Origin of the sequence: Antarctobacter sediminis, from assembly GCF_019218285.1 — a bacterium.
Classification (GTDB): Bacteria; Pseudomonadota; Alphaproteobacteria; order Rhodobacterales; family Rhodobacteraceae; genus Antarctobacter; species Antarctobacter sediminis.
In genome coordinates this window covers 20,238-34,534 of sequence record NZ_JAHUZG010000003.1, presented here as the reverse complement: position 1 = coordinate 34,534, position 14,297 = coordinate 20,238, and the positions used below count along the sequence as shown (strand labels likewise).

Below are 14,297 nucleotides of genomic sequence, written 5' to 3'. Positions count from 1 at the left end.
ACAGGACATGGTTGGCACGCCACGGCTCGACCGGATCGACATCAATATCCTGTCCACGCTTCAGGATCAGGGCAACATCACCAATGTTGCCCTGGCCGAGGGGGTGGGCCTGTCGCCCAGCCCTTGCCTGCAACGCGTGAAGCGGCTGGAAAAGGCGGGATATATCGACGGCTACCGCGCGCAGTTGAACCTGCGCAAACTGGCGGAGCATGTCATCGTCTTTACCGAGATCACCTTGTCGGATCATCGCCGCAAGGATTTCACCAAGTTCGAGGTGGAGATCCGCAAACACCCGCATGTCATGGAATGTCACCTTCTGAGCGGCGGCTATGACTACCTTGTGAAATTCATTGCGCGGGGCGTCACCCAGTATCAGGAGATCATGGAAGATCTGCTGGACCGGAACCTGGGGATCGACAAGTATTTTTCCTACATCGCGATCAAACCGGTGGTCGCCCGCCATGCGATTCCCGTGCGCGATCTGGTCGAACGCGACTAACCTCCGCAGATCCTGCTGCCGGCCGCAGATTTTCGGCAGGATGTGACAGGCCGCCTTTGCACTTTGACAGAAGGCACCGCCCGATCCGGCTAACCTCTTGGCACATGCACAAGAGGCCCAAGATGAAACTTCAGGACAAGACGCTGTTTCGGCAGCAGAACCTGCTGGATGGCGCGTGGATCGACGCCGACGGCGGCGCCACGATGGAGGTGGACAACCCCGCGACACTTTCTGTTGTCGGCACCGTTCCGATCTGTGGCGAAAGTGAAACCCGACGCGCGATTGCCGCCGCCGAGACCTGTTTCCAAACCTTTCGCCGGACAACCGCAGCACATCGTTCGGCATGGCTGGAACGCTGGTTCGATTTGATCATGCAAGCGCAAGAGGATCTTGCGACGCTGATGACGCTGGAACAGGGCAAGCCGCTGGCCGAGGCGCGCGCAGAAATCGCCTACGCCGCCTCTTTCGTCAAATGGTTCGCCGAAGAGGGCAAGCGCGTCTATGGCGAGATGATCCCAAGCCCCGCCGCCGACCGCCGCATCCTTGTGATGAAACAGCCAGTCGGCGTTTGCGCCATCATCACGCCGTGGAATTTCCCGGCGGCCATGATCACGCGCAAAATTGCCCCCGCGCTGGCGGCGGGTTGCCCAGTGGTCATCAAACCGTCCGAGTTCACGCCGTTCACCGCGCTGGCGCTGGGGGTTCTGGCGGAACGCGCGGGCTTTCCGGCGGGCGCGGTGAATATCGTGACGGGCGATGCCGTGGCAATCGGCAAGGCGCTGACCGAAAGCGCTGCGGTGCGCAAGCTGTCCTTTACCGGCTCGACCCGGGTGGGCAAGCTCTTGATGGCGCAGAGCGCGGACACGATGAAACGACTCAGCCTTGAACTGGGGGGCAATGCGCCGTTCATCGTTTTTGAGGATGCGGATCTGGATCTGGCGGTCGAGGGCGTTCTGGCGTCAAAGTTCCGCAATGGCGGGCAGACCTGCGTCTGTGCCAACCGCATCTACGTGCAGGCGGGCATCTACGATGCATTTGCGGCCCGGCTCGCCGACCGCGTCGCCGCCATGACCATCGGCGACGGCATGGGGGACACGGACATCGGCCCGATGATCAACGAGGCCGCCATCGCCAAGATCCGCAGCCATCTTGGGGATGCCACGGCCAAAGGCGGCACCGTCGTCACGGGTGGCGTCGTGCAGGAAGGCAGCCGGTTCATCACCCCGGCTGTTGTCACCGGTGCCACTGCCGGGATGCTGTTGGCGCAGGAAGAAACATTCGGCCCCGTCGCGCCGCTGTTCCGTTTCGATACCGAGCAAGAGGCCGTTCAAGCCGCCAATGACACGCCCTTTGGCCTTGCCGCCTATCTTTACACCAACGACCTGACCCGCAGTTTTCGGGTCGGCGAGGCGCTGGAGGTCGGCATGATCGGCATGAATGTCGGCGGCTTTGCAACCGAGGTCGCCCCTTTCGGCGGGATCAAGGAAAGCGGGCTGGGCCGCGAAGGCGCGCATCACGGCATCGAGGAATATCTAGAGGTCAAGACCATGCATATTGGCGGCATCGCCTGAGGAGAGACGCAATGAAATCCTATCACATCGCCGCCATCCCTGGGGATGGCATCGGCACCGAGGTCCTGCCCGTCGGCCAGCGAGTCATCGACCGCGTGGCCGGGATCCACGGTTTTCGCATCGAATGGACCAGTTTCGACTGGTCCTGCCAGCGATATCACCAGACCGGCGCCATGATGCCCAAGGACGGCATCAGCCAGATTCAGGACTTTGACAGCATCTACCTAGGTGCTGTGGGCTATCCCGGGGTGCCGGATCATGTCTCGCTCTGGGGGCTTCTGATCCCGCTCCGGCGCGAGCTGGACCAGTTCGCCAATGTCCGCCCGGTGCGCCTGTTGCGGGGCATCACGTCGCCGCTGGCAGGACGGGGCCCCGAAGACATCAATTTCATCGTGGTACGCGAAAATGTCGAGGGCGAGTATTCCGAGATCGGCGGACGGTTGTATCGCGGGACGGCGCATGAAACCGCCGTACAGGAAAGCATCCTGACCCGGCGCGGGACGGACCGGATCATGGATTACGCCTTTGAGTTGGCGAAGACACGTAGCCGAAGACATGTCACCTCGGCCACCAAATCGAATGGCATCATCCATACCATGCCGTTCTGGGACGAACGCTTTGCCGCGGCGGCGGCGCGCCATCCCGGTATCGATACGGCGCAGTTTCACATCGACATCCTGACCGCGCATTTCGTCCTGCATCCCGATTGGTTCGACGTTGTGGTGGCTTCCAACCTGTTTGGCGACATTCTCTCTGATCTTGGCCCGGCGGTGGCGGGATCAATCGGCATCGCGCCTTCGGCCAATATCAACCCTTCGGGCAAATATCCCTCGATGTTCGAGCCGGTTCATGGCTCCGCCCCTGACATCGCGGGACAAGGCGTGGCCAACCCGGTGGCTGCCGTCTGGACCGCCGCCATGATGCTGGACCACCTTGGCGAAACAGAGGCCGCTCAGCAGATCGAACGCGCTATCGAAACCTCTCTTGAGCGCCCCGAAACCAAGACCCGCGATCTGGGCGGCAGCGCGGATACCGCCACCTCCGAGGCCGCCATCCTTGGCGCCCTGGACTGAGAACGCCGCCATGCAAAAAGAACAGATCGTTTACGACGATTTCGCCAAGGTCGAAATGCGGCTTGGCCGGATCACCGAGGTTCAGGATTTCCCACGCGCCCGCAATCCCTCCTACAAGGTCTGCGTGGATTTTGGGGCATTGGGCCAACGCTGGTCCAGCGCCCAGATCACCAACTATGCCAAGGACGACCTGATCGGGCGGTATGTGGTCTGCGTCGTCAACATGCCACCGCGCAACATCGCCGGATTCCAGTCGGAAATCCTCATCATGGGGGTGCCGAACGAATCTGGGCAGACCATTCTACTGACGCCGACCGACAGCGCGATACTGGGTAGCGAAATTTTCTGACCCACACGATTCGAAAAACGGCCGCCGCACCGCAGGGCGGCGGCCGAACCACCGCTCGGAAGAGCAGGTAAGCAAGTTAGGCGGCAGCTTTTCCCTCTTTCAAATGCTGAAATTAACAAGGGCTTGGCCATCTCTGGCCAAGCCCTTGATTCAGTGGTGAGCCGTGTAGGATTCGAACCTACGACCCACTGATTAAAAGTCAGTTGCTCTACCAACTGAGCTAACGGCCCACTGTGGCGGCGTGTCTATGAATATGGCGGGGCGGGGTCAACCCAAAAAATCACAATTCTTTCCGGGTTTTTTCATCAACCCCTCCGAACACTGGAAACAGGTCCCTGAGAGGCGTATATGCCCCGCCATGACACAGGACGCGCGCACCCTGCCCTTCATGAAAATGCACGGGCTTGGCAATGACTTCGTGGTGATCGACTCGCGGGAACGCGAGGCGCCGCTTTCGGCCACCCGCATCGCGGCCATCGCCGACCGCCACACCGGCGTGGGTTTCGACCAGCTCGCCGTGATCAGCCTGAACGGCAACCAGCCGCACCTGACCTTTTATAATTCCGACGGGTCGACCTCGGCGGCCTGCGGCAACGCCACGCGCTGCATCGCGCGCCACCTGATGGACCAAAGCGGAGAGAACCGCCTGACCCTGACCACCGATCGTGGCACGCTGGAAGCGGTCGACGCGGGAAACGGGATCACCTCTGTCAACATGGGGCCGCCGCAGCTTGACTGGGACCAGATCCCGCTGGCCGAAGCCATGGACACGCTGGAACTGCCCATCGAAGGCAGCCCCACCGCAACCGGGATGGGCAACCCGCATTGTACCTTTTTCGTCGAAAACGCCGAGGCGGTGCCGCTGGAGCAATTCGGCCCGCGCTATGAACATCACCCGCTGTATCCACAGCGCACCAATGTGCAGGTCGCCAGCCTCATCGCCCCCGACCACCTGCGAATGCGGGTCTGGGAACGCGGTGTCGGCGTGACGCTGGCCTCGGGCTCGTCTTCTTGTGCGACGGCTGTCGCCGCCGCCCGGCGGGGGCTGACCGGGCGCAAGGTACGGATTGATCTGGATGGTGGCGCGCTGCATATCGACTGGCGCGAGGATGGCGTCTGGATGACAGGCGCAACCGCGCATGTCTTTGACGGCAGCTTTACCGCCGCATGGCTGGACGCAAACCCATGACCGCCCCCAAATTCACGACACTCGGCTGCCGTCTCAACGCCTACGAGACGGAAGCCATGAAAGATCTGGCACAGCAGGCGGGCGTCGAAGATGCGGTGATCGTCAACACCTGCGCCGTCACGCAAGAGGCCGTTCGCAAGGCCCGGCAAGAGATTCGCCGGTTGCGTCGCGAAAACCCCACCGCGCGCGTGATCGTCACCGGCTGTGCCGCCCAGATCGACCCGGACAGTTTCGCCGCCATGGATGAGGTCGACGCCGTCATCGGCAACACCGAAAAGATGGCGCCGGAAACCTGGAAAGGCATGGCGGCGGATTTCATCGGCGAGACCGAGAAGGTTCAGGTCAACGACATCATGTCGGTGACGGAAACGGCCGGGCACCTGATCGACGGCTTCGGGACACGCTCGCGGGCCTATGTGCAGGTCCAGAACGGATGTGACCACCGCTGTACCTTTTGCATCATCCCCTACGGCCGCGGCAACTCACGCTCGGTGCCCGCAGGTGTGGTCGTTGACCAGATCAAACGCCTGCGCGATCAGGGCTATAACGAGGTGGTGCTGACCGGAGTGGACCTGACCTCATGGGGTGCGGACCTGCCCGGAGAGCCGAGACTGGGCGATCTGGTCATGCGCATCCTGCGGCTGACAGATATTCCGCGCCTGCGGATCTCGTCCATCGATTCGATCGAGGCAGACGAAAACCTGATGCAGGCCATCGCGACCGAGCCGCGCCTGATGCCGCATCTGCACCTGTCGCTTCAGCATGGCGACGACCTGATCCTCAAGCGGATGAAGCGCCGCCACCTGCGCGACGACGCCATCCGGTTTTGCGAAGAGGCCCGCCGCCTGCGCCCCGAGATGACCTTTGGTGCGGACATCATCGCCGGTTTCCCGACCGAGTCAGAGGCCCATTTCGAGAACTCGCTGAAACTGGTGACAGACTGCGACCTGACCTGGCTGCATGTCTTCCCCTATTCGGCCCGTCCCGGCACGCCCGCCGCGCGCATCCCGCAGCAAACCAACGGCACCGTAATTCGCGAGCGGGCCGCGCGCCTGCGGGCCGCCGGCGATGCACAGGTGGCCACGCATCTGGCGGCGCAGGTCGGACAGACGCACGCCGTGCTTATGGAAGCGCCCGACATGGGCCGGACCGAACAATTCACCGAAGTACGCTTTGCCATGCCTCAGCCGGTTGGGCAGATTGTCTCTGCCATTATCACCGGCGTCGATGGCACCCAGTTGACGGCCTGATACATGCATCCCAACCCCGCCTTCCGCCAAACCGAAACCGAAACGGCGCTGAGCGTGGTGCGGGACCGGGCCTTTGGCATGCTCGCGCTGTCGACAGACGGCGCGCCGTTGATATCCCATGTGCCCTTCCTGCTGTCAGAAGGCGGTACAGAGGCTCATCTGCATCTTGTGCGCTCCAACCCCATCGCCCGGGCTTGCCGCACGCCACGCCCCGCCACGCTGGCTGTCAGCGGCGCTGACGGATATGTCTCGCCCGATTGGTACGGCGTCGAGGATCAGGTGCCTACATGGAATTACGTGGCCGTCCACCTGACCGGCGTTCTGCATCCGCTGCCGATCCAAGAGCTTGAACCAGTTCTGGCCGCGCAAAGCGCCGCCTACGAGGGGCGCTTGATTGGCAAGGCACCTTGGACCATGGACAAGATGAGCGCCGATACAAAGGCCAAGTTCCTGCGGATGATCCTGCCCTTCCGGTTGGAGATCGCCGGGGTCGAAAGCACTTTCAAGCTGAACCAGAACAAAGAAGCCGATGCCCGGCTCAACGCCGCCCAGTCCGTCAGCCGCGGGTTCGGCAGCGAACTGGATCAGCTTGCACGCCTCATGCAGAAGCCACCCGCAGGGGACTGACGCGGACACCGCCTCACCAGACCGCGGCCTCACCAGACCGCGGCCTCACCAGACCGCGGCAAAAGAAAAGGGCCCCACCATCGCTGGTAGGACCCTTGGTCATCTTGCCTGTGAAGGACTTATTCTGCGGCTTCTTCTTCCACAGCAACGCGTGCCTTGTCGGCTGCGCCCTTGGCGTCCACGTCGCGGTCCACCAGTTCGATGATCGCCATCGGCGCCATGTCACCATAGCGGAAGCCAGCTTTCAGAACGCGGCAGTAACCGCCGTTGCGGTCCTTGTAGCGCGGGCCGAGGATTTCGAACAGCTTGGCAACGTCCTTGTCCTCTTTCAGCTGTGCTGCGGCCTGACGGCGGGCGTGAAGATCGCCCCGTTTGCCAAGGGTGATCAGCTTGTCGATGACGCGCTTGAGTTCCTTGGCTTTCGGCAGGGTCGTCTTGATCTGTTCGTGCTCGATGAGCGAGCCGGCCATGTTCGCCCACAGCGCCTTGCGGTGCTCGTGGGTACGGTTCAGGCGGCGGTAACCTTTTGCGTGACGCATTGTCTTACTCCAGATGTGCCCTCTACGGGCGGTTTTGCTTTGTCCGGCCGGCGATGCGTGTCACCGGCTCTCCTTGGGGCGGATGCCCGGGTCGTTTCGGCCCCACCTGCCCCGGACTTGATCCGGGGCCTCGGGGCGAAAGGTCCCGGGTCAAGCCCGGGACAGGGTTCGCTTAGAACGAGTCTTCCAGCTTCTTGGCCAGGTCCTCGATGTTGTCCGGCGGCCAGTCCTCGACGTCCATGCCAAGGTGCAGGCCCATACCCGACAGCACTTCCTTGATTTCGTTCAAGGACTTGCGGCCAAAGTTCGGCGTGCGCAGCATTTCGGCTTCGGTCTTCTGAATCAGGTCGCCGATGTAGACGATATTGTCGTTCTTCAGGCAGTTGGCCGAACGCACAGACAGTTCCAACTCGTCCACCTTCTTGAGCAGAAGCGGGTTGAACTCGAGACCGTCGTCGTCGTCCTGACGCTGCGCCGATTCCGGCTCGTCGAAGTTGACGAAGATCGACAGCTGGTCTTGCAGGATGCGGGCCGCGTAGGCGATTGCATCTTCGGGCGTGACCGAACCGTCGGTTTCCACCTTCATGGTCAGCTTGTCATAGTCCAGAACCTGCCCCTCACGGGTGGGCTGCACGTCATAGGCGACCTTCTTGACCGGCGAATAGATCGCGTCGATCGGGATCAGGCCGATGGGTGCGTCTTCCGGCTTGTTCTTGTCAGCCGAGACATAGCCCTTGCCGGTGTTCACGGTGAATTCCATGTACACTTCGGCGCCTTCGTCGACGTGGCAGATCACGTGCTCGCGGTTCAGGACCTCGATGCCCGCGCTTTCCGCGATGTCACCAGCGGTCACAACACCCGGACCCTTGCCGGTCACCGAAAGACGCTTGGGCCCTTCGACTTCCATACGCAGGCTGACGCCCTTGAGGTTCAGGATGATGTCGGTGACGTCTTCACGCACACCGGCCACGCTGGAAAACTCGTGCAGGACATTGTCGATCTGCACAGAGGTGATGGCCGCCCCCTGAAGCGACGACAGCAGCACGCGGCGCAGTGCGTTGCCCAGCGTCAGACCAAAGCCGCGCTCCAGCGGTTCGGCGACAACAGTCGCCATGCGCGACGGATCGGCGCCCGGCTTGATGTCGAGCTGCGTCGGCTTGATCAGTTCGGCCCAGTTCTTGTGGATCATGCAGTTCCCTCCATACCTGCCGGTGCCCCATGTCCGAAGGCACCAACGCCCGAGGTTTCAAACGACGGAACGAGGCCGGGTAAAAACCCGGCCCCGCTAAACTCTGGTCCTCGGATCAGACGCGGCGACGCTTCGGCGGGCGGCAGCCGTTGTGCGCGATCGGGGTCACGTCACGGATCGAGGTGATGTTGAAGCCGACAGCAGCCAGCGCGCGCAGCGCCGATTCACGGCCCGAACCGGGGCCCTGCACTTCGACTTCCAGCGTTTTCACGCCGTGTTCCTGAGCCTTCTTGCCAGCATCTTCAGCGGCAAGCTGTGCGGCGTAGGGGGTCGACTTCCGCGAGCCTTTGAAGCCCATGGTGCCGGCCGACGACCACGAGATCGCGTTGCCCTGCACATCCGAAATCAGGATCTTGGTGTTGTTGAAGGTCGAGTTCACATGCGCAACGCCTGCTGCGATGTTCTTGGAGACCTTTTTCTTGCCGCCACGGCGGGTATCACGTGCCATATCGGTGGACCTCCCTTACTTCTTCTTGCCGGCGATGGGCTTTGCGGGGCCCTTGCGCGTACGAGCGTTGGTGTGCGTACGCTGACCGCGCACGGGGAGGTTACGGCGATGACGCAGGCCGCGGTAGCAGCCGAGGTCCATCAGGCGCTTGACGTTCATCTGAACTTCGCGGCGCAGGTCGCCTTCGACGGTCAGGTTTGCGTCGATGTACTCACGCACGGACAGCACTTCGGCGTCCGACAGCTCGTTCACGCGACGGGTGACGTCGATGTTGGTGGCAGCACAGATTTCCTCGGCAGTGGCGGGGCCAATGCCGTGGATATATGTCAGCGCGATCGGAACGCGCTTGTTGGTCGGGATGTTGACGCCGGCAATACGTGCCAAGTCCTAGTTCCTTTCGTTGCGAGCCCGTAGCCCCAGGCCCTTTTTTCACAACAGGTCAGCCCGGGCTTGTCGCAAATGGGTGACCGCTGATATCATATCCCCGAGCCAGGGGTGGCCCACTCATGCTCGGAGTCTCTGTAAGAGATGCGCGTGCCTAAGTTGATTCGTTTCGGTCGTCAAGGTCCGAAAGCCCGGGCTTTGTCAAATTGGTTCGACAGCCCCCTGAGTCAAGGGGCGGGGCTGGATGCGTCCGGTTCAAAAGCGCGCTGCCCGGCCAAGGCGCGCCGTGGAACCGGGCCACTGGCGCAGACGTTTTTCGTCAGTACGGCGACGTTTGCCCGTGACAGCAGCGGGACGCAAGAGCTTTTGGCCGCGACCCGCCGCAAGAACCCCTTGCACGGAATAACCGGCGTCCTTTTCCGAACCGATCAGCATTTCGTCCAGCTTGCCGAGGGGCGGGAAAAGGATCTGGCGACCCTTATGTCGGCGATCCATTGCGACACGCGACACTGGGATGTGCAGGAATGGCCCTGTAATCGGATCACCAAACGCCGCTTCTCTGGCTGGCTGTCAGAAACCCGGGACAACGTCGAGGTAGAAAACCTTGTCTCCCTCGCCCGCGGGAAACGCGGGATCATGCCTGTCGACACCTTGCTGGCGCATCTGAGAAAGCTGACCGATCCGGAAAGCTGAGGCGCACAAACGAAAACGGGCCGCACGATGGCGGCCCATTGGATCAACTGCTGACGACATCAGCCGTCAAGCTGCGCCGAGATTGCGGCCTGAATGTCGGCGATGTCGCCAAGGCCGTCGACGCTCGCGTGTTTGCCAAGCGCGTAGTAGTACCCGATCAGCGGCGAGGTTTGCTTGTAATACGCCATCAGGCGCGTCCGCAGGCTTTCCTCGTTGTCGTCGGCGCGGCGCTTGAACTCGGTCCCGCCGCATTTCACACATTTGCCATCTTCGGGGATCGGCTTGGTGATGTCGTTGTAGACCTCACCGCAGCTCCCGCAGGTCGACCGCGCTGTGATCCGCTTTACCAGAACCTCGTCATCGACACCCAGTTCAATGACCTTGTCCAGCGTCTGCCCCATCTCTGTCATCAGCTCGCCCAGCGCATCCGCTTGCGGAAGCGTGCGGGGGAAACCGTCAAAGATGAACCCAGGCGCCTCAACCGTCTGGAGCTTTTCGCGGATCAGGCCGATCACGATCTCGTCGGTCACCAGCTCACCGCGGGCCATCACGTCAGCGACGATCTTGCCCATTTCGGTTCCGCTGTCCTTGGCCTCGCGCAACATGTCACCGGTCGACAGTTGCACCATGCCACGGTTCTCTTCGAGAATACGTGCCTGTGTGCCTTTACCCGCCCCCGGCGGTCCCAAAAGAATGATGTTCATCGACGCGCTGGTGCCCCCCGTTTCTTGCGGCTCTTACCCTTGCCGCGCAGTTGCGACTTTTGAATAAGACCTTCGTACTGATGTGCCAAGAGATGACTCTGGACCTGTTGAATGGTGTCCATGGTTACGCTGACCACGATCAGAACCGAAGTGCCGCCAAAGTAGAACGGGATGGCGTATTGGGTACGCAGGATCTCGGGCATGAGGCAGACCGCCGTCAGGTATGCCGAGCCGAGAACCAGCACGCGATTCACAACATATTCCAGGTATTCCGCGGTTTTCTTGCCCGGACGGATGCCGGGAACGAAACCGTTCTGGTTCTTCAGGTTGTCCGCAACGTCGTCCGGTTTGAACGAAACGTTGAAGGTGTAGAAATAGGCGAAGAAAACGATCATGGCGCCAAAGAACAGCAGGTACAGCGGCTGTCCCGGGCCAAAATAGGCAAGGATCGTCGACATGATCGGGCCGGTGTCCCCGGCGCCCGAGAAGGTCGAGATCGTGACCGGCAGCAACAGCAGCGACGAGGCAAAGATCGCCGGGATCACGCCCGCCGGGTTCACCTTGACCGGCAAGTGCGATTGCTGTGCTTCGGTCATCTTCATGCCGACCTGGCGGCGCGGGTACTGGATGGTGATCTTGCGCAACGCGCGTTCCATGAAGACCACAAATGTAATGACCCCCACGACCATCAGGATCACCCCCACGATCACGGCCGGGCTGATGGCACCAGACTGACCCGAGGCAAAGAACTGTGCCAGCGCAGCCGGAACCTCGGCGATAATGCCGACGAAGATGATCAGCGAGATACCGTTGCCGATGCCGCGCGCAGTGATCTGCTCACCCAGCCACATCAGGAACATGGTGCCGCCGACCAGCGTGATCATGCAAGAGGCCCGGAAGTACCAGCCGGGATCGGTCACAAGATCCCCGGCTTCGAGGCTGACCGCCAGACCGTAGGACTGGATGATCGCCAGCGCCACGGTGCCGTAGCGCGTGTACTGGTTGATCTTCTTGCGCCCCTGCTCACCCTCTTTCTTAAGCTGCTCCAGCGCCGGCACCATGGCCGTCAGAAGCTGAACCATGATCGAGGCCGAGATATAGGGCATGATGCCCAGAGCAAAGATCCCCATGCGTCCCAGCGCGCCGCCGGTGAACATCGACACCATGCCCGCAACGCCCTGCCCCGCCTGCTCGACGAATTCGCGCAGGGCACCGCCGTCGATCCCGGGAACCGGGATGTAGGTGCCAAGCCGATAGACGATCAGTAGCGCGAGGGTAAAGAAGATGCGATTGCGCAGGTCGGTTGCTTTGCCAAGCGCCGCCCAGCTGGTGTTGGCGGCCATTTGCTCTGCTGCGGATACCATGCGGATCTCTCTTTTCGCTAAAACGCCGCCCTGACGGTTTTCCGTCGGGCGGCGTGCATTGGAAAACTGTTGGACATGTAAGCGGGTCTGACGCCGCTCACAAGTCACGATTACGCCGCATCCGCGGCGCGGGCGTTATTCCGAGGCTGCCGCGGCGACGGTCAGCGAACCGCCCTTGCCTGCGACGGCGTCCACGGCCGCCTTCGATGCGCCGGTGACATTGATGGTCAGGGCGCCGGTAACTTCACCCTTGGCCAGAACCCGGATACCGTCCAGAGCGCGACGCACGAGGCCCGACGTCACCAGAGTTTCCTCAGTGATGTTGGCTGCGTCCAGCTTGCCCGCGTCGACGAACTTCTGGATCAGGCCCAGGTTCACGACGGCATAGGACTTGCGGTTCGGCTTGTTGAAGCCACGCTTGGGCAGACGCTGGTACAGGGGCATCTGGCCGCCTTCGTAGCCATTGATGGCCACACCCGAACGCGATTTCTGACCTTTGATACCACGGCCACCCATCTTACCTTTGCCCGAACCGGGGCCACGGCCGATGCGTTTCTTGGTTTTGGTTGCGCCGGGGTTGTCGCGCAGTTCATTGAGTTTCATATCGCTTCTCCATTGCCGGATGTGACCCCCGAAGCGTGATGGGCCAACCACGGCGTTTCTTGGTTTTGTGAGTCGGGCCGAAAGGCCACCGGGGGCGTATAGAATAGGCGGTGACGTCCTTGCAAGCCCCGGCAACGCGATTCCGGCGGGAACCTGCGGGCCAGCCCGCCTGATTCCGGGATACCGCAGCCACGGTCGCACGCCGCACTGCGGAAAGCTCTCTTGACTCGCACCGGTCGCGCCGCCATATGCAACCCCGTGCCGCACCCGCCGCGTGAGCGGGGCAGACGGGCAACATGGCCCGCACGGCATTCATTCCTGACATGGCTCCCACATCACGCATGGGTCCAGACCCGCGACAGGCCCTGCGCATCCGGCGCGTGACCCGTGTTCGCGGTTCCCCTGCGTTCCCGCCCCGACCGGCGGGCGCCTTCATTCGTGTCCTGCGGGACACAAAGGAACATCCATTGGACTTTGACATGCTGGGGCTGCCGCCCCGCCTTCTGGCCAACCTGGCCAATCTGAACATCACCGCACCGACCCCGATCCAGACACAGGCCATCCCGCACGCGCTGAACGGGCGCGACGTTATGGGCCTTGCGCAGACCGGCACCGGCAAGACCGCTGCCTTTGGCCTGCCGCTGTTGACCACCCTGCTGCGTATGGAAGGCAAACCCGCACCCAAGACCGTGCGCGGGCTGATCCTTGCCCCCACCCGCGAACTGGCAAAACAGATCGTCGACAACCTGCGCGCCTATGCGGAAGGCACCCAAGTGCGTATCGGCATCGTCACCGGGGGCGTTTCGCTCAACGGACAGGAAAACCGCCTGTCGCGGGGCACCGATCTGCTGGTTGCCACGCCGGGCCGCCTGCTGGACCTGATGGATCGTGGCTCTGTCCTGCTCAAGGACACACAGTTCCTTGTGCTGGACGAAGCCGACCAGATGCTGGACCTCGGCTTTATCCATGCGCTGCGCAAGATCGCCAAGGCCCTGCCATCGGATCGTCAGACCATGCTGTTCTCGGCCACCATGCCCAAACAGATGGCTGAAATCGCCGCGGCCTATCTGACCGACCCGATCAGGATCGAGGTGACACCTCCGGGCAAACCAGTCGACCGCATCGACCAGTCGGTGCATTTCGTCGAGCAATCCGACAAGATGCGTCTGCTGATCGACCATCTCGATGGCCACCGGACCGAGGCCGCGCTGGTCTTTGCCCGCACCAAACATGGCGCGGAAAAGATGAAGCGCACGCTTGAAGCCAAGGGTTTTGCCGCCGGATCAATCCACGGCAACAAAAGCCAAGGTCAGCGCGACCGCGCCCTGACTGCCTTCCGTGAAGGGGAACTGACGGTTCTAGTTGCAACGGATGTGGCCGCGCGTGGCATCGACATCCCCGCCGTGCGTTATGTCTATAACTACGACCTGCCCAACGTGGCCGACAACTATGTCCATCGCATCGGTCGGACAGCGCGCGCAGGACGGGACGGCACCGCCGTCGCCTATTGCGCCCCCGCCGAGATGGGAGAGTTTCAGGCCATCGTCAAACTGATGGGCCGCGATATCGACGTCGCAGGGGGTGAACCCTGGGAACCGATGAAAAAACCCGGTCGTGGCGGCAACCGCCGCTCGGGGAACGGCGGCGGTGGCAATCGTCCCGGAAACAACCAAAAGCCGGGACGCCCCCGCCGGAGCCGCAATCGCCGCGCCAAGGCAGCCTGACACGACAGGGGGCGTCCATCGGACGCCCCTT

The 14,297-nt window shown here is 62.1% G+C and carries 17 protein-coding genes and 1 tRNA gene; 9 read left to right on the top strand and 9 right to left on the bottom strand.

Translation table 11 applies throughout. From position 1 onward, the window contains the following. The first annotated feature begins 7 nt into the window (after positions 1–7). From KJP30_RS15340 to KJP30_RS15325, 4 genes are all read left to right on the top strand, one after another. Entirely contained in the window at positions 8–499 is a 492-nt protein-coding gene (locus KJP30_RS15340; RefSeq protein WP_218450221.1) for an Lrp/AsnC family transcriptional regulator, read from the top strand. A gap of 122 nt (positions 500–621) precedes the next feature. After that, the gene (locus KJP30_RS15335; protein ID WP_218450220.1) at positions 622–2,070 is read left to right on the top strand and encodes an NAD-dependent succinate-semialdehyde dehydrogenase; all 1,449 of its coding nucleotides are present in this window, start codon (positions 622–624) and stop codon (positions 2,068–2,070) included. An 11-nt stretch (positions 2,071–2,081) separates the two neighbouring features. Next, positions 2,082–3,143, top strand: coding sequence for a tartrate dehydrogenase (locus KJP30_RS15330; protein WP_218450219.1), 1,062 nt, complete (start codon positions 2,082–2,084; stop codon positions 3,141–3,143). Between the two features lie 10 nt (positions 3,144–3,153). Beyond that, positions 3,154–3,492 carry a tRNA-binding protein gene (locus tag KJP30_RS15325; RefSeq protein WP_218450218.1) on the top strand — a complete coding sequence of 113 codons (339 nt, stop codon included), beginning with the start codon at positions 3,154–3,156 and terminating at the stop codon, positions 3,490–3,492. Positions 3,493–3,646: 154 nt separating this feature from the next. On the opposite strand, the gene KJP30_RS15320 is transcribed toward KJP30_RS15325, so the two are convergent. Beyond that, positions 3,647–3,722 (bottom strand) — tRNA-Lys (locus tag KJP30_RS15320). 128 nt (positions 3,723–3,850) lie between these two features. Here KJP30_RS15320 and dapF point away from each other — a divergent pair. The 3 genes from dapF to KJP30_RS15305 are packed head-to-tail and all read left to right on the top strand — an operon-like array spanning position 3,851 to position 6,558. Then, complete coding sequence (dapF, locus tag KJP30_RS15315) at positions 3,851–4,681, top strand: diaminopimelate epimerase (RefSeq protein ID WP_218450217.1); 831 nt, start codon at positions 3,851–3,853, stop codon at positions 4,679–4,681. Continuing rightward, positions 4,678–5,931 carry a tRNA (N(6)-L-threonylcarbamoyladenosine(37)-C(2))-methylthiotransferase MtaB gene (gene mtaB / locus KJP30_RS15310; RefSeq protein ID WP_218450216.1) on the top strand — a complete coding sequence of 418 codons (1,254 nt, stop codon included), beginning with the start codon at positions 4,678–4,680 and terminating at the stop codon, positions 5,929–5,931. Before dapF ends, mtaB begins: the two co-directional genes overlap by 4 nt. A gap of 3 nt (positions 5,932–5,934) precedes the next feature. Continuing rightward, positions 5,935–6,558, top strand: a complete 624-nt coding sequence (locus KJP30_RS15305; RefSeq protein WP_218450215.1) for an FMN-binding negative transcriptional regulator — start codon at positions 5,935–5,937, stop codon at positions 6,556–6,558. Between the two features lie 119 nt (positions 6,559–6,677). On the opposite strand, the gene rplQ is transcribed toward KJP30_RS15305, so the two are convergent. The 4 genes from rplQ to rpsM form a co-directional block, all read right to left on the bottom strand. After that, on the bottom strand, positions 6,678–7,097 hold the full coding sequence (gene rplQ, locus KJP30_RS15300; RefSeq protein WP_218450214.1) for a 50S ribosomal protein L17: 420 nt from the start codon (positions 7,095–7,097) through the stop codon (positions 6,678–6,680). A gap of 172 nt (positions 7,098–7,269) precedes the next feature. Continuing rightward, positions 7,270–8,286 carry a DNA-directed RNA polymerase subunit alpha gene (locus tag KJP30_RS15295; protein ID WP_218450213.1) on the bottom strand — a complete coding sequence of 339 codons (1,017 nt, stop codon included), beginning with the start codon at positions 8,284–8,286 and terminating at the stop codon, positions 7,270–7,272. A gap of 115 nt (positions 8,287–8,401) precedes the next feature. After that, positions 8,402–8,794: a 30S ribosomal protein S11 gene (rpsK, locus tag KJP30_RS15290; protein WP_058247669.1), complete on the bottom strand. Its 393-nt coding sequence runs from the start codon at positions 8,792–8,794 to the stop codon at positions 8,402–8,404. Between the two features lie 15 nt (positions 8,795–8,809). After that, positions 8,810–9,178 (bottom strand): 30S ribosomal protein S13, encoded by a 369-nt coding sequence (gene rpsM, locus KJP30_RS15285; protein WP_218450212.1) that lies wholly within the window; start codon positions 9,176–9,178, stop codon positions 8,810–8,812. Between the two features lie 198 nt (positions 9,179–9,376). Here rpsM and KJP30_RS15280 point away from each other — a divergent pair, with 198 nt between their 5' ends. Further along, entirely contained in the window at positions 9,377–9,871 is a 495-nt protein-coding gene (locus tag KJP30_RS15280) for a BLUF domain-containing protein (RefSeq protein ID WP_218450211.1), read from the top strand. Between the two features lie 59 nt (positions 9,872–9,930). Here KJP30_RS15280 and KJP30_RS15275 read toward each other — a convergent pair whose 3' ends face one another. The 4 genes from KJP30_RS15275 to KJP30_RS25100 all read right to left on the bottom strand — a co-directional run bounded on the left by KJP30_RS15275 (position 9,931) and on the right by KJP30_RS25100 (position 13,006). Continuing rightward, positions 9,931–10,575: an adenylate kinase gene (locus KJP30_RS15275; RefSeq protein WP_218450210.1), complete on the bottom strand. Its 645-nt coding sequence runs from the start codon at positions 10,573–10,575 to the stop codon at positions 9,931–9,933. After that, positions 10,572–11,939 (bottom strand): preprotein translocase subunit SecY, encoded by a 1,368-nt coding sequence (secY, locus tag KJP30_RS15270; protein ID WP_218450209.1) that lies wholly within the window; start codon positions 11,937–11,939, stop codon positions 10,572–10,574. The genes KJP30_RS15275 and secY overlap by 4 nt, the downstream gene beginning before the upstream one ends. Positions 11,940–12,074: 135 nt before the next feature. Further along, positions 12,075–12,542, bottom strand: coding sequence for a 50S ribosomal protein L15 (gene rplO, locus KJP30_RS15265; RefSeq protein WP_218450208.1), 468 nt, complete (start codon positions 12,540–12,542; stop codon positions 12,075–12,077). A gap of 335 nt (positions 12,543–12,877) precedes the next feature. Then, positions 12,878–13,006: a hypothetical protein gene (locus KJP30_RS25100; RefSeq protein WP_281421426.1), complete on the bottom strand. Its 129-nt coding sequence runs from the start codon at positions 13,004–13,006 to the stop codon at positions 12,878–12,880. Between the two features lie 3 nt (positions 13,007–13,009). On the opposite strand from KJP30_RS25100, the gene KJP30_RS15260 reads away from it, so the two are divergent. Next, positions 13,010–14,266, top strand: a complete 1,257-nt coding sequence (locus tag KJP30_RS15260; RefSeq protein WP_246594577.1) for a DEAD/DEAH box helicase — start codon at positions 13,010–13,012, stop codon at positions 14,264–14,266. The last annotated feature ends 31 nt before the right edge of the window (positions 14,267–14,297 follow it).